Annotated in this window: 19 protein-coding genes and 2 riboswitches; of the genes, 11 read left to right on the forward strand and 8 right to left on the reverse strand. The window is 73.1% G+C overall.

Going from position 1 to position 24576, the window contains the following annotated elements:
• Positions 1 to 34: 34 nt before the first annotated feature.
• Both ACU436_RS34680 and ACU436_RS34685 read right to left on the reverse strand, forming a co-directional pair.
• Positions 35 to 1093 carry a ribonucleotide-diphosphate reductase subunit beta gene (locus ACU436_RS34680; RefSeq protein ID WP_459031373.1) on the reverse strand — a complete coding sequence of 353 codons (1059 nt, stop codon included), beginning with the start codon at positions 1091 to 1093 and terminating at the stop codon, positions 35 to 37.
• On the reverse strand, positions 1084 to 3513 hold the full coding sequence (locus tag ACU436_RS34685) for a ribonucleoside-diphosphate reductase subunit alpha (RefSeq protein WP_459031296.1): 2430 nt from the start codon (positions 3511 to 3513) through the stop codon (positions 1084 to 1086). The genes ACU436_RS34680 and ACU436_RS34685 overlap by 10 nt, the downstream gene beginning before the upstream one ends.
• Before the next feature lie 24 nt (positions 3514 to 3537).
• A riboswitch (cobalamin riboswitch) is annotated at positions 3538 to 3764 on the reverse strand.
• 238 nt (positions 3765 to 4002) lie between these two features.
• Between ACU436_RS34685 and ACU436_RS34690 the strand changes: the two genes are divergently transcribed.
• The 7 genes from ACU436_RS34690 (at position 4003) to ACU436_RS34720 (ending at position 14355) form a co-directional block, all read left to right on the forward strand.
• Complete coding sequence (locus ACU436_RS34690; protein WP_459031297.1) at positions 4003 to 5334, forward strand: aminomethyltransferase family protein; 1332 nt, start codon at positions 4003 to 4005, stop codon at positions 5332 to 5334.
• 25 nt (positions 5335 to 5359) lie between these two features.
• Positions 5360 to 5590, forward strand: a riboswitch (cobalamin riboswitch).
• Between the two features lie 115 nt (positions 5591 to 5705).
• A complete protein-coding gene (gene metE / locus ACU436_RS34695; protein WP_459031298.1) occupies positions 5706 to 7982 on the forward strand; it encodes a 5-methyltetrahydropteroyltriglutamate--homocysteine S-methyltransferase in 2277 nt (758 codons plus the stop codon).
• 68 nt (positions 7983 to 8050) lie between these two features.
• Complete coding sequence (locus ACU436_RS34700) at positions 8051 to 9568, forward strand: ABC transporter substrate-binding protein (protein ID WP_459031299.1); 1518 nt, start codon at positions 8051 to 8053, stop codon at positions 9566 to 9568.
• A gap of 92 nt (positions 9569 to 9660) precedes the next feature.
• The gene (locus ACU436_RS34705; RefSeq protein ID WP_459031300.1) at positions 9661 to 11175 is read left to right on the forward strand and encodes an ABC transporter substrate-binding protein; all 1515 of its coding nucleotides are present in this window, start codon (positions 9661 to 9663) and stop codon (positions 11173 to 11175) included.
• Complete coding sequence (locus ACU436_RS34710; RefSeq protein WP_459031301.1) at positions 11172 to 12116, forward strand: ABC transporter permease; 945 nt, start codon at positions 11172 to 11174, stop codon at positions 12114 to 12116. Before ACU436_RS34705 ends, ACU436_RS34710 begins: the two co-directional genes overlap by 4 nt.
• An 11-nt stretch (positions 12117 to 12127) precedes the next feature.
• Entirely contained in the window at positions 12128 to 12937 is an 810-nt protein-coding gene (locus tag ACU436_RS34715) for an ABC transporter permease (protein WP_459031302.1), read from the forward strand.
• Positions 12934 to 14355: an ABC transporter ATP-binding protein gene (locus ACU436_RS34720; RefSeq protein WP_459031303.1), complete on the forward strand. Its 1422-nt coding sequence runs from the start codon at positions 12934 to 12936 to the stop codon at positions 14353 to 14355. The genes ACU436_RS34715 and ACU436_RS34720 overlap by 4 nt, the downstream gene beginning before the upstream one ends.
• On the opposite strand, the gene ACU436_RS34725 is transcribed toward ACU436_RS34720, so the two are convergent.
• The 4 genes from ACU436_RS34725 to ACU436_RS34740 are packed head-to-tail and all read right to left on the reverse strand — an operon-like array spanning position 14342 to position 18247.
• A complete protein-coding gene (locus ACU436_RS34725) occupies positions 14342 to 15241 on the reverse strand; it encodes an ROK family protein (protein ID WP_459031304.1) in 900 nt (299 codons plus the stop codon). The genes ACU436_RS34720 and ACU436_RS34725 overlap by 14 nt on opposite strands.
• A complete protein-coding gene (locus tag ACU436_RS34730) occupies positions 15238 to 16443 on the reverse strand; it encodes a sugar ABC transporter permease (RefSeq protein WP_459031305.1) in 1206 nt (401 codons plus the stop codon). Before ACU436_RS34730 ends, ACU436_RS34725 begins: the two co-directional genes overlap by 4 nt.
• Positions 16440 to 17183: an ATP-binding cassette domain-containing protein gene (locus tag ACU436_RS34735; protein WP_459031306.1), complete on the reverse strand. Its 744-nt coding sequence runs from the start codon at positions 17181 to 17183 to the stop codon at positions 16440 to 16442. The genes ACU436_RS34730 and ACU436_RS34735 overlap by 4 nt, the downstream gene beginning before the upstream one ends.
• On the reverse strand, positions 17180 to 18247 hold the full coding sequence (locus tag ACU436_RS34740; protein ID WP_459031307.1) for a sugar ABC transporter substrate-binding protein: 1068 nt from the start codon (positions 18245 to 18247) through the stop codon (positions 17180 to 17182). The genes ACU436_RS34735 and ACU436_RS34740 overlap by 4 nt, the downstream gene beginning before the upstream one ends.
• A 77-nt stretch (positions 18248 to 18324) precedes the next feature.
• Between ACU436_RS34740 and ACU436_RS34745 the strand changes: the two genes are divergently transcribed.
• The 3 genes from ACU436_RS34745 to ACU436_RS34755 all read left to right on the forward strand — a co-directional run bounded on the left by ACU436_RS34745 (position 18325) and on the right by ACU436_RS34755 (position 21746).
• On the forward strand, positions 18325 to 19503 hold the full coding sequence (locus tag ACU436_RS34745; RefSeq protein ID WP_459031308.1) for an ROK family transcriptional regulator: 1179 nt from the start codon (positions 18325 to 18327) through the stop codon (positions 19501 to 19503).
• Positions 19504 to 19581: 78 nt separating this feature from the next.
• Positions 19582 to 21039, forward strand: coding sequence for an amino acid permease (locus tag ACU436_RS34750; RefSeq protein WP_459031309.1), 1458 nt, complete (start codon positions 19582 to 19584; stop codon positions 21037 to 21039).
• Positions 21036 to 21746, forward strand: a complete 711-nt coding sequence (locus ACU436_RS34755) for a cupin domain-containing protein (RefSeq protein ID WP_459031310.1) — start codon at positions 21036 to 21038, stop codon at positions 21744 to 21746. Before ACU436_RS34750 ends, ACU436_RS34755 begins: the two co-directional genes overlap by 4 nt.
• Positions 21747 to 21753: 7 nt before the next feature.
• On the opposite strand, the gene ACU436_RS34760 is transcribed toward ACU436_RS34755, so the two are convergent.
• A complete protein-coding gene (locus ACU436_RS34760) occupies positions 21754 to 22761 on the reverse strand; it encodes an aldo/keto reductase (protein WP_459031311.1) in 1008 nt (335 codons plus the stop codon).
• 101 nt (positions 22762 to 22862) lie between these two features.
• Here ACU436_RS34760 and ACU436_RS34765 point away from each other — a divergent pair, with 101 nt between their 5' ends.
• A complete protein-coding gene (locus ACU436_RS34765; protein WP_459031312.1) occupies positions 22863 to 23723 on the forward strand; it encodes a helix-turn-helix transcriptional regulator in 861 nt (286 codons plus the stop codon).
• 16 nt (positions 23724 to 23739) lie between these two features.
• Here ACU436_RS34765 and ACU436_RS34770 read toward each other — a convergent pair whose 3' ends face one another.
• Complete coding sequence (locus tag ACU436_RS34770; RefSeq protein ID WP_459031313.1) at positions 23740 to 24555, reverse strand: MOSC domain-containing protein; 816 nt, start codon at positions 24553 to 24555, stop codon at positions 23740 to 23742.
• Between the last annotated feature and the right edge of the window lie 21 nt (positions 24556 to 24576).

Here is a 24576-nt window from a genome sequence, read left to right on the forward strand (position 1 = left end):
TGCTGTTGGCGCCGCCGCGCCGGCGATGCTGCCGTCAGTCCCAGGCGAGCGTTCCGCCCGACCGGTAGTCGATCACCCGGGTCTCGAAGAAGTTCTTCTCCTTCTTCAGGTCCATGGCCTCCGAGATCCACGGGAACGGGTTGTCGGGCTCGCCGTGCAGCGGTTCGAGCCCGATCTGCCGGGCGCGGCGGTCGGTGATGAACCGCAGGTACTGCGCGCAGGCGTCCGCGGTGAGGCCGAGCATGCCGCGGGGCATGGTGTCGCGGGCGTAGGCGATCTCCAGCTCGCAGGCCTCTCCGAGCATGCCCCGGATCTCGTCGGCGAACCCGTCCGTCCACAGGTGCGGGTTCTCGAGCTTGATCTGGTTGATGCAGTCGATGCCGAAGTTCAGGTGGATCGACTCGTCGCGCAGGATGTACTGGTACTGCTCGGCGACGCCCACCAGCTTGTTCCGGCGCCCCAGCGACAGGATCTGCGCGAACCCGGTGTAGAACCACATGCCCTCGAACACCACGTAGAACGCGACGAGATCACGCAGGAACGCCCGGTCGGCCCCGGGCGTGCCGGTGGTGAAGCCGGGGTCGGAGAGGCTCTCGGTGTACCGCAGGGCCCACGCGTCCTTGTCGGTGATCGAGGGCACCTCGCGGTACATGTTGAACAGCTCGCCCTCGTCGAGGCCGAGGCTCTCGCAGATGTACTGGAACGTGTGGGTGTGCACGGCCTCCTCGAAGGCCTGCCGCAGCAGGTACTGGCGGCACTCGGGGTTGGTGAGGTGCCGGTAGACGGCCAGCACGATGTTGTTGGCCACCAGCGACTCGGCCGTGGCGAAGAACCCGAGGTTGCGCTGCACCATCAGCCGCTCGTCGGCGGTGAGGCCGTCGCGGGAGCGCCAGAGCGCGATGTCGGCCTGCATCCCGACCTCGGTGGGCATCCAGTGGTTGCTGCACGCCGCGAGGTAGCGGTCCCACGCCCAGCGGTACTTGAGCGGGAGGAGCTGGTTGACGTCCGCCCGGGCGTTGATCATCCGCTTCGCGTCGGCGTCGACCGGGGCGGCGCCGCGGTCGATCGTCTCCAACCCGGTGGTCACTGGCAGGCCTCGCAGTCCGCGTCGTCGACGCTGCACGCCGCAGTCTCGATCGGGGCGGCGGAGACCGCGTTGAGCTTGCCGTCCGTGCCGCGCAGGGTGGACTTCTCCACGTGCGTGGCCGACTGCGCCCGCAGGTAGTAGGTGGTCTTGAGGCCCTTGTGCCAGGCCAGGCGGTAGAGCTCGTCGAGTGCCCGGCCGCTCGGGGCGGCGACGTAGAGGTTGAGCGACTGGGCCTGGTCGATCCACTTCTGCCGCCGGGACGCGGCCTCGACCAGCCAGTGCGGCTCGATCTCGAAGGCGGTGGCGTAGCGCGCCTTCAGGTCGGCGGGCACCCGGTCGATCGGGCCGAGGCTGCCGTCGAAGAGCTTCAGGTCGGCCACCATCGCCGGGTCCCACAGCCCGCGCGCCTTGAGGTCGGCCACCAGGTACTGGTTGATCACGGTGAACTCGCCGGACATGTTCGACTTCACGAACAGGTTCCGGAACTGCGGCTCGATCGACTGCCCGACCCCGCAGATGTTGGAGATCGTCGCGGTCGGCGCGACGGCCATGACGTTGGAGTTGCGCATCCCCTGCGCGCGCACCCGGTCCCGCAGGGCGTCCCAGTCGAGCGTGACCGAGGCGTCGACGTCGAGGCCGTCGCCGTCGCGGGCGGCGGCCAGCAGCGCGAGCGAGTCGATCGGCAGGATGCCGCGGCTCCACAGCGAGCCGTCGTAGCTCCCGTACCGGCCGCGCTCGGCGGCGAGGTCGGACGAGGCGGCGATGGCGTGGTAGCTGAGGTTCTCCATGCTGCGGTCGGCGAACTCGACGGCGGCGTCGCTCGCGAACGGGATGCCCTGGGCGAACAGCGCGTCCTGGAAGCCCATGAGACCGAGGCCGATCGGGCGGTGGCGCAGGTTGGACCGGCCGGCCTGCGGGATCGTGTAGAAGTTGACGTCGATCACGTTGTCGAGCATCCGCACGGCGGTCCGCACGGTCCGTTCCAGCTTCGCGGTGTCGAGCCCGTCGGGGCCGGTGTGCGCGGCGAGGTTGACCGAGCCGAGGTTGCACACGGCGACCTCACCGTCCTCACCGGCTTTCGTGTTGAGCGTGATCTCCGTGCACAGGTTCGACGAGTGCACGACGCCCACGTGCTGCTGCGGGGAGCGCAGGTTGCACGGGTCCTTGAACGTGATCCACGGGTGGCCGGTCTCGAACAGCATCGTCAGCATGCGTCGCCACAGCGCGACCGCGGAGACGCGCCGGAACACCCGGATCTCACCGCGGTCGGCCGCGGCCTCGTACTCGCGGTAGCGGGTGGCGAACGCGGTGCTGTGGAGGTCGTGCAGGTCGGGGGTCTCGTCTGGGGAGAACAGGGTCCACTGCGCGCCCGCCTCGACGCGGCGGAGGAACTCGTCGGGCACCCAGTTCGCGGTGTTCATGTCGTGGGTGCGGCGGCGGTCGTCGCCGGTGTTCTTGCGCAGGTCGAGGAACTCCTCGACGTCGACGTGCCAGGTCTCCAGGTACGCGCAGGCGGCGCCCTTGCGCTTGCCGCCCTGGTTCACGGCCACCGCGGTGTCGCCGGCGATCTTGAGGAACGGCACGACGCCCTGGGAGCGCCCGTTGGTGCCCTTGATGTGGGCGCCGAGGCCGCGCACCGGGGTCCAGTCGTTGCCCAGCCCGCCGGAGTACTTCGCGAGCAGGGCGTTGTTCCGGTAGCCCTGGAAGATCGAGTCCAGGTCGTCGGCGACGGTGGTGAGGAAGCACGACGACAGCTGCGGCCGGGTGGTGCCGGAGTTGAACAGCGTGGGCGTGGAGGCCATGAACCGATGAGAGGACAGCAGCTCGTAGAACTCGATCGCGCGGCCCTCGCGGTCGTCCTCGCGCAGGGCCAACCCCATGGCCACCCGCAGGAAGAACGCCTGGGGCAGCTCGAAGCGCACGCCCTGCTCGTGCAGGAAGTAGCGGTCGTAGAGGGTCTGCAGGCCGAGGAACGTGAAGTCGAGGTCGCGCTCCGGGCGCAGCGCCACCGTCAGCCGTTCCAGGTCGAACGTCAGCAGGGCCGGGTCGGCCAGCTCCAGCGCAACGGCCCGCCGCAGGTAGTCGCGGACGTACCGGGGGTAGATCGCGGCCATCTCGTCCTGGCTCGCCTGCCGGTGGGCCCCGGCCAGGTGGCTCAGGGCTTCGGTCCGCAGGCCGTCGAGGAGCAACCGTGCCGCGACGGCGGAGTAGTTCGGCTCCGACTCGACGAGGGAGCGTGCGGCCATGACCGGGGCGAGGGCGAGCTCGTCCGCGGTGATGCCGTCGTAGATCGTGCGGCGGGTCTCCGCCAGCACCGTGGCGGCGTCGACGTCGGCGATGCCGGCCACGGCCTCGTCGACGAGCCGCTCGACGCGGGTGGGTGGGGCGGTGATGACGGCAGGTGGGGTGATGGCAGGTGGGGTCACAGCTCTCTCCTCGCGAGCTCGGGGGACCGGGCTTCGCCGATGGCAGGTCTTCGGACTCGTGGGCGTGCACCGCCACAACCTCGTGGCCGGCGCTCCTACTGGCCGTCGCTTCCCAGGTGGTGTGACACCCAGTGCTTCTGACGGCGGTCGTTCCCGCTCACCGCTGCGGGGCAGTCCCGGATTTCCACCGGGTTCCCTCTCGCCTCCCTCCGCCTGGCTGGCGGAGCGGAACCATCAGCGGCGCTGACCCTACATGTTGTGGCACGGACGACGTTGAACCCCCACATGTCGTGGCGTGTCGCGCGTGCTCTTCCAATTCTGCCGAATTGTCGAGTTGCACATCGTGGAACTCATTGACCGATCTAGAAATGAGTCGTACCGTTCTCGCACGCTGCGAGATAAAGGAATCCGGTACGGAATCTTTCCGTGCTCGCTCTTCCGGTGCCCGCGGTCGTTGATCATCTGATCCGGCAGATCTTGGAGACGAAGATGACGAACGGTGCCGTTACCGCCCCGTCCCACCACAACCAGCCTTCGGTCGACCAGTCCGACCGCCTCGTCCCGATCAACCTCCGGCAGAGCGGGTCCACCCCCGTCGAGATGTTGATCTCCACGCGGATCCGCAAGTCCCCGTACTGGCACCTCTCGGCGGCCGCCGGGTGCTGGCGGGCCGAGGTGTACAACCGCGTCTACCACCCCCGCGGCTACGTCCGCCCGGAGGACGGCGGCGCGATGGCCGAGTACGAGGCGCTCGTCAACCACGTCACGCTGTGGAACGTCGCGGTCGAGCGCCAGATCCGCGTGAAAGGCCCGGACGCCGAGGCGTTCGTCAACTTCGTGATCACGCGGGACGCCGCGAAGATTCCCGTGATGCGTGCGCGGTACGTGATCCTCTGCAACGAGTACGGCGGGATCCTGAACGACCCGGTGCTGTTGCGGATCGCGGAGGACGAGTTCTGGTTCAGCATCTCCGACTCGGACCTGCTGCTCTGGCTGCAGGGCGTCAAGATCGGGCAGCCGTTCGACGTGCGGATCGCCGAGATCGACGTCGCGCCGGTCCAGATCCAGGGCCCGCGGTCGGTCGACCTGATGGTCGACCTCGTCGGCCCCGACCTCGCGGACCTGCCGTCGTACGGGCTGATGGAGGCCACCGTCGCCGGGCTACCGGTGGTCATCTCGCAGACCGGCTTCACCGGCGAGAAGGGCTACGAGATCTACCTCCGTGACGCCAGCCTCCACGCCGAGGAGATGTGGAACGCCGTGCTGGACGCCGGGCGCCGGCACAACCTCCAGGTCATCGCCCCGGCCCACCACCGGCGGGTGGCTGCCGGGATCCTGTCCTGGGGTCAGGACATGGACGCCGAGACGCTGCCGTTCCAGGTGAACCTCGGCTACCAGGTGCCGCGGGCGAAGGAGGCCGACTACATCGGCAAGGCGGCACTCGAGCGCGCCCGAGCGCAGGTCGAGGCGGGCACCCCACCGTTCCGGATGGTGCTGGTCGGCTTGCGGGTCGGCGGCCGCCCCATCGACGACTACGCGCCCGACTTCTGGCTCGTCCGGCGGCGGGCCGGCGGCGATCCGGTCGGGTACCTGACCTCGCCGTGGTGGTCACCCGAGCTCGGCACGAACATCGCGCTCGGGTACGTGCCGGTCGAACTCTCGGCGGTGGGCACCCCGCTGGCCGTCGACCTGCCCGTCCAGTACGCGCACGTGCCCGGCAGCCCGGTCGGCGCGGAGGTGGTCGAGGTCCCGTTCCGGCCGTCGGTGAACCCCAACACGCGTGAGCGGCTCAAGGAGCGCGGACTCGACAGCGCTGTCTGACGCGGACCAGGTCCACCCGCGGGGTAGGGTGCCGATCGTCGGCGGTTCGTCCCGGGTGCCGATCGTGGCCCGGGACGAGGCAAGAGGGAACCCGGTGGGAATCCGGGACTGCCCCGCAGCGGTGAGTGGGAACGACCGTCATCAGAAGCACTGGGTCACACGGCCCGGGAAGCGATGGCCAGTAGGTGCACCGGCCACAGGGATGTGGCAGTGCGCGCCCGCGAGTCCGAAGACCTGCCGCCGGCGCGCACGCCGTTGGCGTGCGCGGATCCGCGGCCTCGTGGGTGGGACCGGCGGAACCGGGCGTGCCCCGGTCTCTGTCGCCTGCCCTCCGGTCGCGGGTCCTCGGAACCGCTCGCGAGGAGAGAGCAGTGCCAGAGATCCCCACGTCACAGATCCCCACCCTGGGACCCACCGTCCTCGGCTACCCGCGCATCGGCCCGCGCCGGGAGCTCAAGCGTGCCGTCGAGCGCTACTGGTCCGGTGCGACGGACGCCGCCGCGCTCCATGACGTCGCCGCCTGCCTGCGGCGCGACACCTGGACCGAGCTCGCGGACGCGGGCCTGGGCTCGGTGCCGTCGAACACGTTCTCGTTCTACGACCAGGTGCTCGACGCGGCCCGGGTCGTCGGCGCGGTGCCGGAACGGTTCACCGCGCTCGGGCTCGACCCGCTGGACGAGATGTTCGCGATGGCCCGCGGCCGGGACGGCGTGCCCGCGCTGGAGCTGACGAAGTTCTTCGACACGAACTACCACTATCTGGTACCCGAGCTGGGGCCCGACGCGCGGTTCGCGCTCACCGACCGCAAGCCGTTCGACGAGTTCACCGAGGCTCTCGCCCACGGTGTGCGGACCCGCCCGGTGCTGGTCGGCCCGGTCACGTTCCTGCTGCTCGCCAAGCCGGCGCCTGGGGCGCCCGCCGGGTTCGCGCCGCTCGATCTGCTGGAGCCGCTGCTCGACGTCTACGCCGAGCTGCTGGGCGACCTGGCCACGGCGGGTGCGGGGTGGGTGCAGCTGGACGAGCCCGCGTTCGTCGCCGACCGCACCCCGGCCGAGCTGGACGCGCTGCGCCGGGCGTACACGCGGTTGGGTGGTCTGGCAGAACGGCCCGCGCTGCTCGTCGCCGGGTACTTCGGGCATCTCGGACCGGCGTTGCCGGTGCTCGCCGACAGCCCGGTGGAGGCGATCGCGCTCGACCTCGTCAGCGGGACGGCGGATGCCGGAGCGGCCCTGCCGGGGCTGCGCGACAAGGCGGTGCTCGCGGGGGTCGTCGACGGGCGCAACGTGTGGCGCACCGACCTCGACTCCGCGCTCGGCCGCGCCGCGACGCTGCTGGGGTCCGCCGGGCTGGTGGAGATCTCGACCTCGTGCTCGCTGCTGCACGTGCCCTACGACCTCGACGCGGAGCCCGGGCTCGCCCCGGAGCTGCGCGGGCGCCTCGCGTTCGCCCGGCAGAAGGTGGCCGAGGTGGTCCTGCTCTCGCGCGCTCTGCACGACGGGCGCGATGCCGTCGCCGGCGAGCTCGCCGCAGGAACCGCCACCGGTCCGGCCGCTCGCGATGACCGCGTCCGCGCCCGGCTCGACGCGCTCGGCCCCGACCACTACCGTCGCGGAACCGCGGGGGAGCGCCGGGCGGCCCAGCAGCGGCACCTGCGGCTGCCCCAGCTGCCCACCACGACGATCGGCTCGTTCCCGCAGACGGCGTCGATCCGGGCCGACCGCGCGGCGCATCGTGCGGGGAAGCTCGACGACGCCGAGTACACCAGGCGGATGCGCGCGGAGATCGAGCGCGTGGTGCACCTGCAGGAGGAGATCGGGCTCGACGTCATCGTGCACGGCGAGCCCGAGCGCAACGACATGGTGCAGTACTTCGCCGAGCACCTCGACGGGTTCGCCACCACGGAGCTGGGCTGGGTGCAGTCCTACGGCAGCCGCTGCGTGCGCCCGCCGATCCTGCACGGCGACGTGTCCCGGCCCGGGCCGATCACCGTCGGCTGGTCGACGTACGCGCAGTCGCTCACGGACCGGCCGGTGAAGGGCATGCTGACCGGGCCGGTGACGATCCTGGCGTGGTCGTTCGTGCGCATCGACCAGCCGCTCGGCGAGACTGCGCGCCAGGTCGGGCTGGCCCTGCGCGACGAGGTGCGTGAACTGGAGGCTGCCGGCCTGCGGATCGTGCAGGTCGACGAACCCGCGCTGCGGGAGCTGCTGCCCCTGCGTGTCGCCGACCGGCCCGCCTACCAGGGCTGGGCGGTGGACGCGTTCCGCCTGGCCATCGGCGGGGTCGCCGACTCGACGCAGATCCACACGCACCTGTGCTACTCGGAGTTCGGCGACGTCATCGCGGCGATCGACGCGTTGGACGCCGACGTCACCACGGTGGAGGCGGCCCGGTCGAAGATGGAGGTGCTCGCCGAGCTGGGGCCCGGCGTGCCGCGCGCCCTCGGGCCCGGCATGTACGACGTGCACTCCCCGCAGGTGCCCGACACCACCGAGGTCCGCATTCTGATCCTCGCGGCGCTGAAGTGGGTCGAGCCCTCCCGGCTGTGGATCAACCCCGACTGCGGGCTCAAGACCCGCGGCGAGGCCGAGGCCGTGGCCGCCCTGGGCAACCTCGTGACCGCCGCCCGTGCGGCGCGTGGTGCCTGACACCGGTCGTCCATGGTCTGATACATGAGCAGTTGTTCAGGTGATCCGTTGTGAGGAGGCCGGTGGCCGTGCCGTTTTCCCGTCGCTCGTTCCTCGGCGGGGCACTGGCCGCCGCCTCCGTCGCACTGCCGCTCGCGGCGTGCGGCGGTGCGGCCCGAAGTGGGGAGCGGCTTCGGGTGGCGTTCGCGGCGGGTGGGGCGCGGGAGAACCTCGATCCGCACGTGTTGCCGCTGTTCGTGGACCAGGCGCGGGCGAAGGCGTGCTTCGACACCCTCGCCGGCTGGTCGCAGGACATGACGGCCGAGCCCCGGCTGGCCGAGTCCTGGGAGGTCGACGACTCCGGTACCCGGTGGCGGATCCGGCTGCGGGCGGCCCGCTTCCACGACGGCCGCCCGGTGACCGCCGCGGACGTGCTCTACAGCTTCCGGCGGATCGCGGATCCCGCCACGTCCGCGTTGGCTGCCGCGCTGTTCAGCGGGGTCGACTTCGCCGCCAGCCGCGCGGTGTCCGACACCGAGCTGGAGATCGTGCTGGGCAGCCCGAACTTCGTGTTCCCCCTGTCGTGGGGAGCGCCCGGGGCCGAGATCGTCCCGCAGGGCACGAGCGATTTCGCGCACCCGATCGGGAGCGGGCCGTTCCGGTTCGTGTCGTTCACGCCCGGCGGCCCGGCGCTGTACGCGCCGAACGATGCGTACCGGGACGGCCGGCCGCAGATCGGCGAGCTGGAGTTCGTGCCGGTGAACGACGAGCAGGCGCGGTTGGGAGCGCTGCTGTCCGGTCAGGTCCAGTACGCCGACGACCTGCGTGCCACGAGCGCACAGCAGCTGGTGTCCGACTCCCGGGTTCGGCTGCTGTCGGCCGAGGGGGCGACGACCCAGTTCCTCGCGCTGCGCGTGGACCGGCCGCCGTTCGCCGACCCTCGACTGCGTGAGGCGGTGCGGCTCGGCCTGGATCGCGAGGAGCTGGTGCGGGTCGCGCTGCTGGGCATGGGCCAGGTCGGCAACGACGTGTTCGGGCGGGGCCTGCGCTACTACGACGCCGCGATCCCGCAGGTCGCCCGGGACGTCGAGCGGGCGCGTGCCCTCGTCGCCGATGCGGGCGCCACCGGGTTGCGGGTCGAGCTGCAGACCAGCAGCGTCGACCCGAACTTCGAGGCGGCCGCGAACCTGGTCGCGCCGCAGCTGGCGGAGATCGGGCTACGGGCCACGCCGCGGATGCTGGCGCCGGAGACGTACTTCGCGGAGATCCGCAAGAACGGGGTGTTCTCGCACTACAGCACCGGGCCGTTCCCGATCCCGGACTACGTCGGGCGGCGGATCGTCTCGTCGGCCACGAGCCGCAACTACACGGGCTACCGCAGCGCGGAGGTCGACGCCGGCTACGCCGCCGCGATCGCCACGCGGGACGAGTCGGTGCGGGCCGCCGAGCTCGACCGGGTGCAGGAGCTGCTGCGCGCCGAGTCCGGCAACCTCGTGTGGGCCGCGAGCAACGCCAACGCCGGCATCTCCGCCGACGTCGGCGGCGTCGAGGCGGCCCGCCCGAACACGGCGGCCTGGGCGCGGTTCGACCGGGCGACTCTCGGCTGAGCGGCCGGTGACCCGGGCAACACATGAGAGATTGTTCAAATGTGAGAGCTATACGATCCTCGCCGCTCCCCGCCCGTCCCGGAGGTCCCCCCATGCCCGTCTCCCGCCGCCGCCTCCTGGCCGGTGCGGCCGGTGCGAGCGCCCTCGCGGCGCTCGCCGCCTGCTCCGGCGGCGGGACGGGCGGCGCGGGTGGGCGGCTGCGTGCGGCGTTCGTCGCGGGCGGGTCGCAGGAGACGCTGGACCCGCACCGGCTCCCGCAGTTCATGGACCAGGCGCGGGCCAAGGCCTGCTTCGACACGCTGGGCCGCTGGGAGCAGGACATGTCGGTCACGCCGCGGCTGGCGGAGTCGTGGGAGCCCGACGCCACCGGCACCCGCTGGCGGATCCGGCTGAGGGAGGCGAGCTTCCACGACGGCCGCCCGGTCCGGGCCGCGGACGTCCTCTACACCTACCGGCGGGTCGCCGACCCGGGGACGACGGCGAGCGCGGCTGCCCTGTTCTCCGGCATCGACTTCGCGGCCAGCCGGGCGGTCTCCGACCGCGAGCTGGAGGTCGTGCTGGGCGCGCCGAACCAGCTGTTCCCGGTGGCGCTCGGCTCCTACGGCAGCGAGATCGTGCCCGAGGGCACCACCGACTTCACCGCGCCTGTCGGGTCGGGGCCGTTCCGGTTCGTGTCGTTCACCCCCGGCGGGCCCGCGCTCTACCGGCGCAACGACGCCCACTGGGACGGCGCGCCGCCGCTGGAGGAGCTGGAGTTCCTGCCGATCAACGACGAGAGCGCGCGCCTCGGCGCGCTGCTGTCCGGCCAGATCGAGTACGCCCACGACCTGCGCGCCACGAGCGCGCAGCAGCTGGAGTCCGACTCGCGCGCGCAGGTGCTCAGCGCCTCCGGCGCGGCATTCCAGTTCCTGTACGTCAAGCACGACCGGCCCCCGTTCTCCGACCCGCGCCTGCGGGAGGCGCTGGTGCTCGGCCTCGACCGCGACGCGCTGGCGCGGGTCGCCCTGCTGGGGCGCGGCAGCCCCGGCAACGACATGTTCGGCACCGGCCTGCAGTACTACCCGGCGGACGTCCCGCAGCGGCGGCGCGACGTGGACCGGGCCCGCGCGCTGGTCGCCGGGTCCGGCGTGCGCACCGTCGAGCTCGCGACCGGCGTCACCGACCCGTCGTGGCAGGCGGCCACCCAGCTCGTCGTCGCGCAGCTGGGGGAGATCGGGCTGACCGTGCAGGTCAGGGACGTGCCGCCGGAGACGTACTTCGCCGAGGTGCGCAGGTCGGCCACGTTCCACTTCAGCCGCACCGGGACGCTGCCGATCCCGAACTGGGTCGCCACGACCCTGCTGTCGTCCGTGGTCGACGCGGGCTTCAGCAGGTACGTGAACCCCGAGATCGACCGCCTCTACGCCGAGGCGCTCGCCAGCCCGGACGAGGGCACCCGCGCGGCCGCGATCGGGCGGGCGCTGACCCTCGTCCACGACGACGTGGCGGCGCCGATCTGGGGTGTCAGCGACTGGATCGTCGGTGCGCACGCCGACGTGCGCGGGCTGGCGGGGTTCCGCCCGAACACCTACGACTGGGCGAACTTCAGCCGGGCCTCCCTGGGATGACCACCGGGCGCGTCGTCGCGCGTGTGGTGCTGGCGGTGCTGCAGCTGGCCGCCGTCTCGGTGGCGGTGTTCGCCCTGACCACCTTCCTGCCGGGCGACACGGCCGAGGTCGTCCTCGGCCCGCTCGCCACGCCGGAGCAGATCGCTGTGCTGCGTGAGCAGCTGGGCCTCGACCGCCCACCCGTGGAACGGTTCGCCGACTGGATCGGTGGGCTGCTGCACGGCGACCTCGGCACGTCGCTCGCGACGGGCCTGCCCGTGCTGCAGGACACCGGCGCCCGGCTCCGGCTCACCGTCGTGCTCGCCGTGGCGGCGGTGCTCGTGCTCGTCCCGGCAGCCGTCGGGCTCGGCCTCTACTGCGGCCGGCACCCCGGCTCGCCGGCCGACCGGCTGATCACGGCCGCGACGACGGTCGCGCAGGCCGTGCCGGACTTCGCGCTCGGGCTGCTGCTCGTCGCGCTGTTCGCGCTGCAGCTGGGGTGGTTGCCGGCCACCGCCGCGGGCGTCGTCGGGTTCTCCGGGTTGACGGCGCCGATGCTGGTGCTGCCCGTCGCGGTGCTCGTGTCCAACCAGCTCGGGCGGCTGGCCCGGCAGATCCGCATCGGCGTCGTGGAGGCCGACGCCGCCGAGCACGTCGCGCACCTGCGCCGGCTCGGGCTGGGGGAGCGCGACGTGCTGCTCCGGCACGTGCTCCCCGGCAGCGTGGTGCCGTCGCTGCAGCAGCTCGCGCGCACCGTCGACGGGTTGCTCGGCGGCGTGCTGGTCGTGGAGGCGCTCTTCGCGCTGCCGGGGATCGGGTCGGGGTTCGTCGCGGCCGTGCAGACCCGGGACCTCCCGGTCGTCCAGACCTACGCGCTGCTCTTCGCGGTGACGACGGTCGGGATCAACCTGGTGGCCGACCTCGGGTCCGCGCGGCTGGTCCCGCAGGCGGTGCGGCTGTAGATGGCTGTGTGGTGAGAGCCCTCGACACGGCGCGGGCGCTGCGCGTCACCGGCCGGGTGCTGCTGCTGGTGCCGGTGGTCGCGGCCACCGCAGGCCCGCTCCTGGCCGCGGTGCTCGGGCTCGACACCGCCCCGGGTGGCACTCCCCTCCGGCCCGCCGGCGCCGGGCACGTCCTGGGCACCGACGTCCTCGGCCGCGACCTGCTCGCCCTCCTCCTGTACGGCGGCACCACCGTCGTGCTCATGACCCTGGCCGCGCTGGTGCTCGCCTACACCGTCGCGGTACCGGTCGGGCTGCTGGTCGCCGCCGGTGGCCGGCACGTCGAGAGCGTCGCGATCGGGCTGCTCGACGTCGTGCTCGCGTTGCCGTCGCTGCTGGTGCTGATGGTGCTCGCCGCGTCGGGGCGCACCGGCACCGGGTGGCTCGTCGTCGCGGTGGCGCTGGTCCAGCTGCCGTACGTGGTGCGGCTGGTGCGGGCCGCGGCGACGGCGCCCGCGTGCCTGGCGGTGCTGGAGACCATGACGATGATCGGTGAGCCGTGGTGGCGGGTGCGGCTGGTCGAGACGGGGCGGCGGGTGCTGCCCCCGGTGCTCGTGGACGCGACGACCCGCGTCACCGGCATCGTCGGGCTGCTGTCCTCGGCGAACTTCCTCGGCGTCGGCCTCGACCGGTCGGTGGTCGACTGGGCCGTCGTCGTCGACCAGAACATGACGGCACTGTTCCTGCGCCCGGCCGTCGTCCTCCTGCCCGCCGGGCTGCTGGTCGCCCTGTGCGCGGGCACGAACCTGCTGGTCGACGAGCTGCTGGAGCGTCGCCGATGACGCTGCTGCAGGTCACGGCGCTGCACGCCGACGCGGGGGAGCGGAGGCTGCTGCACGGGATCGACCTGGCCGTCGAGCCGGGCGAGGTGCTCGCCGTGCTCGGCGACTCGGGGGCGGGCAAGTCCACGTTGGGCCTCGCGCTGCTGGGGGAGGCGGCCCCGGGGCTGCGGCTGGGCGGCCGCGTCCGGCTCGGGGGCACCGAGCTCCTGGGCCTCGCCGACCTGGCCCGGCGCCGCGCCCGAGCGGGCCGGATCGGGTACCTGCCGCAGCACCCCGGCGCCGTGCTGGACCCGGTCCGCCGGGTGGGGCGGGTACTGGGCGAGCTGGCCGGGCTCGTGCACCGCGACCGCCGCGCGGCCGTCGGCGAGGCGTGCGCCGCCGCCCGGTTCGACCCTCGCCTGCTGCGCCGCTTCCCCCACCAGCTCTCCGGTGGCCAGCAGCAGCGCGCCGCGCTCGCGCAGACCCTCGTGACGAACCCCGCGGTCCTCGTCCTCGACGAGCCGACGACCGGCCTCGATCCCGGCACGTCCGCCGAGCTCGTCGACGGGCTGGCGGCGCTGTGCGCGGGCGGCACCGCCGTCGTGCTGCTCACGCACGACCACGCCGTCGCCCGTGCGCTCGGCGGGAGTGCGGTGGTGCTCGACGAGGGGCAGGTCGTCCGCCGTGGCACCGTGGCGGAGATCCTCGGCCGCGCCGATCCGGCGGCGTCCGGCGGGCGTGCCGGCCCGCCGGGCCGCCCCCGGCTGCAGGTCCGCGGGGCCGCTGTCGACGACGCGGCCGGGCGGCCCGTGCTCCGCGGCGTGGACGTCGACGCGGCGGTGGGCGAGCTGGTCGCCGTGGTCGGGCCGTCCGGGGCGGGCAAGACGACGTTCGGGCGGCTCGTCGCCGGCCTCCTGCACGGCGACGTGCGCGGCAGCGTGCGCGTCGACGGCGAGCCGCTGCCCGCCGGGATCGGCCGGCGCAGCGCGGCGCAGCGCGGCGCCGTGCAGTACGTGCACCAGGACCCGCGCGCGACGTTCCGTCCCCACCGGCCCGTCCTCGACCAGGTCGCGCGCCCGGCCGTGCTCCTGCGGGGCGAGCCCGCCGGCCGGGCGTCGGCCCGGGCCGCGGAGCTGCTCGACCGGCTGGGGGTGGACGCCGCGGTCGCCGCCCGCCGGCCGGGCACGCTCTCGGGCGGGCAGCTGCAGCGGGCCGCCGTCGCGCGGGCGCTCGCGGCCCGGCCGGCCGTCCTGATCTGCGACGAGGTCACCTCCGCCCTCGACGCCACCCACCGCGACGGGCTGCTCGACGCGATCGACGGGCTGCGGCGCGCCCACGGCACGACGGTGCTGCTGATCAGCCACGACCACGTGCTGGTCGACCGGGTCGCCGACCGGGTCCTCACCGTCGAGGACGGGCGGCTCGTCAGGAGGCCGTGACGGCGTCCCAGGCCAGCGCCGCGGCGCCCACCAGCGGCCCGTTCTGCGCGAACCGGGCGGGCAGCAGTTCCGGCGGGAACGGCGCGGCGCGGTCGAGCGCGGCCCGCAGCGCGGGCAGCACGACGTCGGCCGACTCCACCATCCCGCCGCCGACGGTGATCCGCGCCGGGTCGACGAGGATCGCGGCGTTGGCCACGTGCAGGGCGAGCTCGTCGAGCGACTCCTCGAGGAGGGCGCGCGCCGCGGGCTCGGTGCGGGCCAGCGCGAACACCGAGGCCGCGTCACCACTGCCGCCGACGTCGCGGCCGCGGGCGCCGATCGCCACGCCGCCGACGCGTTCCTCCAGGGGGGCGTGCCCGTCGTGCGCGCCGGAGCGGTCGCCGGGGACGAGCAGGTTGTAGCCGATCTCGCCGCCGGCACCGTGTGCGCCGGTCAGCACGGCGCCCTCGACGACGACGCCGAGCGCGATCCCGGTGCCCAGGTTCAGGTGCAGACCGGTGTGGACGCCGTGCAGGTGCCCCCAGCGCGCCTCGGCCAGCGCGGCGGCCTTGACGTCGGTGGCGCACGTCGCGGGCACCCCGAGCGCGTCCTCGAACGTGTCCTGCAACCGCAGCCGCGACCAGCCCGGCACGTTCGGCGCGAGGAGCACCCGGTCGCGCCGCACGATGCCGGGGCTGGCGACGCCGGAGCCGAGCAGCGCGCGCCCGCCGGCGCCGGCGACCAGCGAGCGGGCCGCCTCGATCGTGCGGGCGACCGCCTGCTCGGCGCCCCGTTCGGCGTGGATCGGGAGCCGCTCGCTCGCCAGCACGGTGCCCGTCGCGTCGAAGGCGGCCAGACCGGCCTTCGTGCCCCCGAAGTCGACGGCGAGGACGTAGCCGTCCGTCACGGTGTGGCGCCCCGCCGCGCCAGGGAGTCGATCGCCACCGCGATCGCGAGCACCGCGCCCGTGACCATGAACCGCACCGACGAGTCGACGTTGAGCAGCAGCATCCCGTTGGTGATCGACTGGATCACCAGGATGCCGAGCAGTGCCGCGTAGGCCCGGCCGCGGCCGCCGAACAGGCTGGTGCCGCCGATCACGGCGGCGGCGATCGCGTTGAGCAGGATGTCGCTGCCGCCCGAGGTCTGGTTGACCGCGGCGAGGCGGGACGCGGCCAGAACGCCGCCGACCGCGGCGAGCGTCGACGCGCCGACGAAGGCCAGGATCCGCACCCGGGTGACGTCGATGCCGGCCCGCCGCGACGCCTCGGCGTTTCCGCCGACCGCGTACATCCGCCTGCCCCACACCGTGCGACGGAGGGCGAGGTCGAGCACCACCACCAGCCCGCCGAAGATCACCAGTGTGAGCGGGACCCCGCGGTCGGCGTTCAGCAGGATGACCGCGGCCGCGAGGAGCACCGCGAGCCCGCCGGAGCGGACCAGCACCCACGCCGTGCTCGGCACGGCGAGCTCTACCGCCACCCGCATCCGCCGCGTGACCAGCGACGACGCGAGGTGCGCCCCGGCCAGCAGCACGACCAGCGCCCAGCCGAGCCACGGCGGCATCCACGTGTCGGACAGCAACGCGATGCCGCGGTCGAACGGCAGGTTGATCGTGCCTTCGGAGCCGAGCAGGTACAGCATCAGCCCGAGCCAGCCGATCAGCCCGGCCAGCGTGACCACGAACGACGGCATCGACAGCTTCGTGCGCATCAGGCCGTGCAGCAGGCCGATCACCGCGCCCGTGACCAGCCCGCCGAGCAGCGCGAGCACGGCGTTCCAGCCCTGCTGCGTGTACAGCACCGTCATGACGACGGCGGAGAGGCCGCTGACCGACCCGACCGAGAGGTCGATCTCGCCGAGGAGCAGCACGAGCACGATCCCGAGCGAGATAGTGCCGGTCGCGGCCATCTGCAGCGCGAGGTTGGTGAGGTTCTCCGCGGAGAGGAAGTGCTGGTTGAGCGAGGAGAACACGATCGCGATGAGGACCAGCCCGACCGCGACCGGGATCGACCCGAGGTCGCCGCGGCGCAGGCGGTCGCGGGCCGCGTCGAGCGCGCCGCGGCCGGGGGCGCGGGGAGCGGACACGTCCACGGCCACCCCGGTCACGACGCGATCCCGTACGAGTCGGCGCCGGTGATCGCGGCGACGACCTCCTCCTGCGTGGTCGTCGCCGTCTCGAACGTGCCGGCGCCCCGCCCGAGGCGCAGCACGGCGATCCGGTCGCTCACCTCGCGGACGTCGACGAGGTTGTGCGAGATCAGGAGCACGGCGAGCCCGCGCTCGCGCAGCCGCTTGATCAGACCCAGCACCTGCGCGGTCTGCTCGACGCCGAGCGCCGCCGTCGGCTCGTCGAGGATGACCATCTTCGGGTCGCCGAGCAGGGCACGCGCGATCGCCACCGACTGGCGCTGCCCGCCGGACAGCGACGCGACCGGCGTGCGCACGTCCGTGATCTTCACGTCGAGCGAGCGGAGCAGGTCGCGCGCGGCGCGCTCCATCCGGATCTCGCCGAGCACGCTGTAGCTGCGGACCTCCGAGCCGAGGTGCAGGTTCGCGACCACGTCGAGGTTCTCGCAGAGCGCGAGGTCCTGGAACACGGTGGTGATGCCCAGCGCCTGCGCGTCCTGCGGGCGGGTGATCCGCACCCGCTCGCCGTCGAACGCGATGGTGCCGCTGTCGGCGGTGATCGCCCCCGAGACCACCTTCACCAGCGTGGACTTGCCGGCGCCGTTGTCGCCGACCAGCGCGACCACCTCGCCCGCGTGGACGTCGAGGTCGGCGCCGGCGAGCGCCTGCACGGCGCCGTAGCGCTTGGTGGCGCCCCGGACGGAGAGCACCGGGGTCACGAGAGCCCCGCCTCCGTGCACGCCGTGGCGAGGTCCGGGGTGCAGATGTCGGACATGGTGTAGAAGCCGTCCGCGACGATCGTGTCGTCGATGTTGTCCTTGGTGACGGCGATCGGGTCGAGGAGCGTGCTCGGGATGTCGGCCGTGCCGTTGTTCACGGTGGCGTTCGTGGGCGGCGTCTCGCCCTTCGCCAGCGCCACGGCGGCCTGGGCCGCGTTCTCGGCCTGCTCCTTGATGTTCAGGTAGATCGTCATGGTCTGCTCGCCGGTCAGGATCCGCTGCACGGCGGCGAGCTCGGCGTCCTGGCCGGTCAGCGCGGGGAGCGTGGCGTAGCCGGCGCGCTTGAGCGCGGCGATCGCCCCGGTGGCCATGCCGTCGTTGGCGGAGTAGACGCCGACGATCGAGTCCCGGCCGAGCGTGGTGATCGCCTGCTCCATCTGCTCCTGGGCCTTGTCGGGGCTCCAGTCGGGGGTGTCGAACTCGCGGCCGATCGTGACCTTGCCGTCGAGCGCGTTGTGCGCGCCCTTCTTGTAGTCGGCCGAGCTCGGGTCGGTGGGCGAGCCGTTGATCATCACGATCTGGCCGGTGGCCGCCGTGCCCCGCTTCGTCAGCTCGTCGAGCAGTGCCTGGCCCTGCACCTCGCCGACCTTGACGTTGTCGAAGGACACGAAGTACTCGTAGCCGATGCCGGAGATCCGCCGGTCGTAGGCGATCACCGGGATGCGCTTCTGCTTGGCCTGGTTCACCAGCGGCGCGACGGCGTCGGCGTCGACCGCGTCGAGGACGAGCACGTCGGCGCCCTGGGTGAGCGCCGACTCCACCTGGCTCTGCTGCTTGGCGGCGTCCTGGTCGGCGTTGAAGTAGAGGAACCCGCAGTCGGGGCACAGCTCCTCGAGCTTCGCCTCGAAGACCGGCTTGTCGAACTGCTCGTAGCGGGTGGTCTTCGACTCGGGGAGGAACAGCGCGACCGTCGCTGCCTCCGCGGCCTGGTCGCCGCCTGCGGCGGCGTCCCCGCCGCCGGATCCGCAGCCCGCCGCGAGGAGCAGCGCTGCACCTACCGCCATGATGAGTCGTCCTCGACGCATAGTAAGAAAGGTAGTTTACTAATGCAGTCCGTGTCCAGACGGCATCGAGGTGGCCGATGAAGGCGCAGGTGGGCAACCCCCAGCTGCTGCGCACCATGAACGAGCGCCTGCTGCTGGAGCACCTGCGCGAGCACGGTCCCGCCTCCAGGGGCGACCTCGCGGCGGCGAGCGGGCTCTCGAAGCCGACGGTCTCGGCGGCCCTGGCCGGGTTGGAGTCGGCCGGGCTGGTGCACCTCGTCGAGTCGCGGGGCGGCAAGCCGGGGCCGAGCACGGCGATCTACGACATGAACGCGCGGGCCGGGCTCGTCGCGGGCGTCGACATCGGCCGGAAGTGGATCCGGCTGGCCGTCGCCGACCTGCGCGGCGCGTTCGTCGGGCGGCGCGACGTGCGCAACACGGCGCGCTCCGGCGCGGAGCTGGTGCGCCGGGTGCGCACGCTCGCCGGCGAGGTGGCGGGTGATGCGGGCGTCGAGTGGTCGAGCGTGGGCTACGCGGTGATCGGCAGCCCCGGCGTGCTCAACCCGGCCACCGGCCGGCTCGACCTCGCCCCCAACCTCCCCGGCTGGGGCAAGGCGGGGCTGGTGGAGCAGCTGCGCACGGCGTTGCAGGTGGAGTCGGTGATCGAGAACGACATCAACCTCGCGGCCGTCGGCGAGCTGACGGCCGGCGCGGGGCGGGGCGTGCGGAACTTCGTGCTCGTCTCCGTCGGCACCGGCGTCGGCATGGGCATCGTGATCAACGGCTCGTTGTACGTCGGCGGCAGGGGCGCGGCGGGGGAGGTGTCGTTCCTCCCGAGCGGCGACCTGGAGGTGCCGAGGCTCGACGCCCGCCAGCGCGGCATGACCGAGGCGGCGACGTCGGCCTCCGGCCTCGTGCAGGCCGCTCGCGACGCCGGGCTGCCGTTCGCGTCGGCGATGGAGGTCTTCGCGGCCGCCGCGGACGGCGACGAGCGCGCGCACGTGATCGTGGAGGCCGAGGGGCGCCGGATCGGCGCGCTGATCACCGCCGTGACCGCGATCCTCGACCCCGACCTCGTCGTGCTCGGCGGCGGCGTCGGGCGCAACATCGACGTGCTCGGCGACGCGATCTCGCGCCGGATCGCCGAGCTCGGGCCGCTGCGGCCGAGGATCGTGGCGAGCGCGCTCGGCGACGGGGGTGTGCTGCTCGGGGCGGTGGCGCGGGCCCTCGACGTGGCACGCGACCAGCTGTTCGAGCGCCGCTCCCAGGGTGCCTGAACCTCTATTGCCCTGCCATGACGACCGTCATAGGTTGTGCATGCTTCGCCGTCGGCGAGAAGATCGTGAGGAGAACCCGTGGACGTGTCTCCGCCGCCCGAGTCCGGAGGCCTGCGCCGCGAGCTCGGCACCCGCCAGCTGACCATGATCGGCATCGGGGGCGCCATCGGCACGGGGCTCTTCCTGGGCTCCACGTTCGCCGTCTCCCAGGCCGGTCCGGGCGTCGTCGTCGCGTACACGCTGTGCGGGCTCGTCGCCCTCGTCATCGCCTGGGCGCTGGCCGAGATGGTCGTGGTCCACCCGACAGCCGGCGCGTTCGGGTCCATCGCCCACGCCTACCTCGGCGCCGGTACCGGGTTCGTCCTGCGCTGGACCTACTGGGCCATGCAGGCGATCGCGATCGGCGGCGAGATGATCGCCGCGGGCATCTACGTCCAGTTCTGGTGGCCCGACGTGCCGCTGTGGACGCCGGTGCTGGTGTTCTCGCTGGTCGTGCTGGCCGTCAACTCGTTCGCAGTGAAGGCGTTCGGCGAGACCGAGTACTGGCTCGCGATGATCAAGGTGTCGGCGATCTGCATCTTCATCCTGCTCGGCCTGGTGCTCATCGTCGTCGGGCTCCCCGGCCGGCCGGCCACGGGTGTGTCGAACCTGTACGCCGAGGGCGGGTTCCTTCCCAACGGCCTTCCCGGGCTCGCCTTGGCGATGGTGTTCGTGCTGTTCAGCTACATCGGCACCGAGGTCGTGTCCGTCACCGCCGCCGAGTCGTCGAACCCGACCCGGGACGTTCCGCGCGCGGCCCGGGCGATGGTGCTGCGGCTCGCGCTGTTCTACATCCTCGCCGTGCTGGTGATGGTGACCGTCGTGCCCTGGACGGTCACCGCCCAGGGCGGCGACCTCACCGCCAGCCCGTTCGTCGCCGTCTTCACGAGCGCCGGGATCCCGGCCGCCGCAGCGATCATGAACTTCGTCGTGCTGACGGCCGCCATGTCGAGCGCGAACACCAACCTCTACCTGACCACGCGCATGCTGCACTCGCTCGCGCAGCACCGGCTCGCGCCCGCCTGGGCCGGGCGGCTGTCGCCCTCCGGGGTGCCCAGGGCGGCGCTGCTGCTCTCGGCGGTCGGGATGCTCGCGGCGATCGTGCTGTCCTGGAACCAGGAATCGGGCGCCTACCTCGCCCTGTTCGGTATCTCGATCTTCGCGGCGCTGGTGGTGTGGATCCTGATCCTCGTCACGCACACGGCCTTCCGGGCCCGCCGCAGGAAGCTGGGGCTGCCCCCGTCCCCGGTCCGGCTGTGGGGAGCCCCCGTGACCCCCGCCCTGGTCATCGTGTTCCTGGCCGCGGTGCTGCTCTCGACCACGCAGATCGAAGGGCTGGACACGGCGTGGCAGGCGGGCGTCCCGTTCTTCGCCGTGCTCGTCCTCGTCTACCTGGGCATCCGGCGGAGCAGGGGTGGTGCCCTGGACGGGACCGACAACGTGCTCGAGACCGAGCTCGCGGCCCGCGCAGGCGAGCCGCAGGTCGGCGAGCGATGAGCGCCGCCGGGCACGTCGTGCACTTCCGGGACGTCGAGCCGGAGCGGACCGGCGGCACCGCGACCCACCGGGTGCACGCGGACGCCGACGGCTCCGGTCTCGAGCTGGTCGTCGTCGTGGTCGAGCCCGGGCACGCGGCCGAGCGCCGGACCGACGCCGGCCGCGACCACCTGCTGTACGTCCTGTCCGGCGAAGGCACCCTCGCCGTCGGCGGCGGCAGCGACGAGCTCGTCCCGGACACCGGCGCGCTGGTCGGCGGCCCCGCCGCCTACACGCTCCGGGCCGGGGCTGCGCCGCTCGAGGTCGCCGTGGTCGTCGGCGGGACCGACCGGGGGCAGGAGTGCGGCGAGGCGGTCCGGACCGTCTGCGTGGCCGACCAGGACCGCGAGGCGGCCGTCAGCAACCGCCAGTTCCGGATCCTGTTCGACCCGGCCCGCGGCTGCTCGGGGATGACCCAGTTCGTGGGGTACGTGCCGCAGGTGCGCACCCCGCGCCACCACCACCCCTACGACGAGATGCTGTGCATCGTGCGCGGGTCCGGCACCGTCGAGATCGAGGGGAAGGAAGCCGCGGTGGGGCCGGGCGACTGCTACTACCTCCCCCGCGGCTGCGTGCACCTCGTGCAGAACACGGGGGAGGAGCTCCTCGTCGAGCTCGGCGTCTTCACCCCGGCCGGGAGCCCGACCCAGAACACCCCGGTGGAGTGAGCGGGACTCAGTTCCCCACCCCGAGCGCGGACATGTGCGCCGCGGGGTAGCGGTCGCCGCGCGCCGCGCCGGCCGGCACGGCCTTCTCGATCTCGGCGAGGTCGTCCGGGGAGAGAACCAGCTCGGAGGCCGGCAGCGCCTCGGCCAGCCGCTCGCGGGTGCGGGCTCCGACCAGGGGCACGATGTCGCCGTCGGCCGAGCCCTGCGCGGCCACCCACGCGATCGCCAGCTGGGCGACGGTGCAACCCTTCGCCTCGGCGACCCTGCGCAGCGCGTCCACGAGCGCGAGGTTGTGCTCCACGTTCCCGCTCTCGAACCGCGGGCTGAGACCGCGCATGTCGCCGGGGCCCGAGACGTGGCCTGCGCTCCAGTGCCCGGAGATGAGGCCGCGGCCGAGGATGCCGTACGCGGTCAGGCCGATGCCCAGCTCGCGCAGCGTCGGCAGGACCTCCCCCTCCACCGCGCGGGACAGGAGCGAGTACTCGATCTGCAGGTCCGCGATCGGGTGCACGGCGTGCGCCCGGCGGATCGTCGCGGCATCGACCTCCGAGAGGCCGACGTGCCGCACATACCCCGCGTCGATCATCTCCTTGATCGCGCCGACGGTCTCCTCGATCGGTACCGCCGGGTCCAACCGGGCGGGGCGGTAGATGTCGACGTGGTCGGTGCCCAGCCGGGTCAGGGAGTAGGCCAGGAAGTTCTTCACCGCCTCGGGGCGCCCGTCCTGCCCGCTGTGCTCGTGGCCCGGTCCCCGCTGCTGGCCGAACTTGACGCTCAGCACGTAGCTGTCCCGGTCGCGGCCGCGCAGCGCCTCGGCGAGCAGTAGCTCGTTGTGGCCCATGGCGTAGAAGTCGCCGGTGTCGATCAGCGTGATGCCGGCCTCCAGCGCGGAGTGCACAGTGGCGATGCTCTCCGCGCGGTCGGACGCGCCGTAGGCCCCGCTGGACATGCCCATCGCGCCCAGCCCGAGCGTGGAGACGGCCGGTCCGGTGCTTCCCAGAGTTCGTGTCTGCATGGGACCACCCTGCGCCGGGAGCGGGCCGCGCGGGAGCGGAGCGTCGATCGTGGGAGCGCCGCTCCCTGGATCGGCCCGCCGCGGCGGGGGAGCATGGTGTCGTGCAGCGTGACCAGCTCGCCGACTTCCTGCGCCGCCGCCGCGAGGCGATCCGCCCGGGTGAGGTCGGCATCGCCGACGGCCCCCGCCGCCGCACCCGCGGCCTGCGCCGGGAGGAGGTGGCGATGCTCGCCGGCATGTCGGTCGACTACGTCGTACGCCTCGAACAGGGCCGCAGCAGCCAGCCCTCCACGCAGCTGCTCGGCGCGCTGGCCCGGGCCCTGCGCCTCTCCGAGGACGAGCGCGACCACCTGTTCCACCTGGCGGGCCACCAGCCGCCGCCGGCCGACGGGGTGGCCCGGTTGGCCCGCGCCGGGCTGCTGCGCATGCTCGACCTGCTCGGCGACACCCCGGCCATGGTGCTGTCCGACCTGGGGGAGGTCCTCGCCCAGAACCGGGCATGCGTCCTGCTGGCCGGCGACCACACCCGCTTCACCGGGGACCGCCGCTACGTCGCGTACCGCTACTTCACCGAGGCCGCCGCGCGTGCCGTCCACCCGGCCGAGGAGGGGGAGCACCACGCCCGCCGGATGGTGGCCGACCTGCGCGCCACCGCCGGCCGGCGGTCCGGCGACGCGGAGGTCGCCGGGCTCGTCGACCGGTTGCGGACCGCGAGCGCCGACTTCCGCAGGCTCTGGGCCGAGCACGAGGTGGCGGTCCGCCGCGCCGACCGCAAGACCTTCGTGCACCTTCGGGTGGGGCCCGTCCTGATGGACTGCGAGACCCTGGTCACCCCCGACCAGCGGCAGCAGCTGATGGTGCTCACACCGGCGGACGCCGACGCCCGTGAGCGGCTGGAGCTGCTGCGGGTGCTCGGCGTCGAGGAGTTCCCGGCGGGGGCCGCGGACGTGCCCGTGCAGTGAGGAGTGACGCGGGTCGTCAGCGCAGCGCCACCTCGTCCCCGACGCGCAGCACGCCGGGCGTCTCGACCTCGGCGTAGCACCCGGCGCACGGCAGGACGCCGAAGCCGGGGACGTCGACCCGGTTGGACCGCATCAGGGTCCGCACGGCCTGCGCGGCGCGGGGGAGGGGCCCGTGCTCGAGCGTCGGCACCGAGCAGCGCGGCGTCGGCAACGAGACGCGCAGCGTGGTCCGCGCGCCGCCCGCGCCGCTGACGTGCAGCTCACGGCCGATCCAGTCGTTCTCGACGAAAGGTGCCGTGCCGGGCGGTGTCTCGAGCACCACGTTGGGCCGGTAGCGCACGTTCTCCACGCCGACCTCGTCCAGGGTCGCGCTGGTGATCAGGTGCACGGGTGCGTAGTCGACGAACGTGGTCCCCGGTGTGCCCTGGCCGATCTCCAGGGTCGCCGCCTCCACCACGGCCTCGACCCCGTGCTCCAGCACATCCTCGGGGGCCGGGCGCTCCACGGTGGCCCCGTCGGGCCGTTCCGAGCAGATCCGGACCGGCCGGCCCAGCGCCTCCGAGAGCACGCGGTCGATGTCCGGGTCCGCGGCGTCGAGGGTGGACCCGGCGGGCGTGGTGATCCGGACGTCGTCCTCGTCGATCCGCGCCGAGTACTTCAGCAGGTCCCGCCACAGGCGCGGGTGCTTGGCCGTCGCGACGAGGTCCGTGGTCCGGTCGACGACCGCGAGGACCCGGTCGAAGGCGAGGCCGCCCGCTTCGAGCCGCGCCTCGGTCACCTGCTCTCCGAGCATGGACTTCACCGGGTATCGCCGTATCGTCGTGATCCGCATCGCGCCTAACCTCTAATGAAA

Source organism: Pseudonocardia wallangbongensis, from assembly GCF_054486945.1.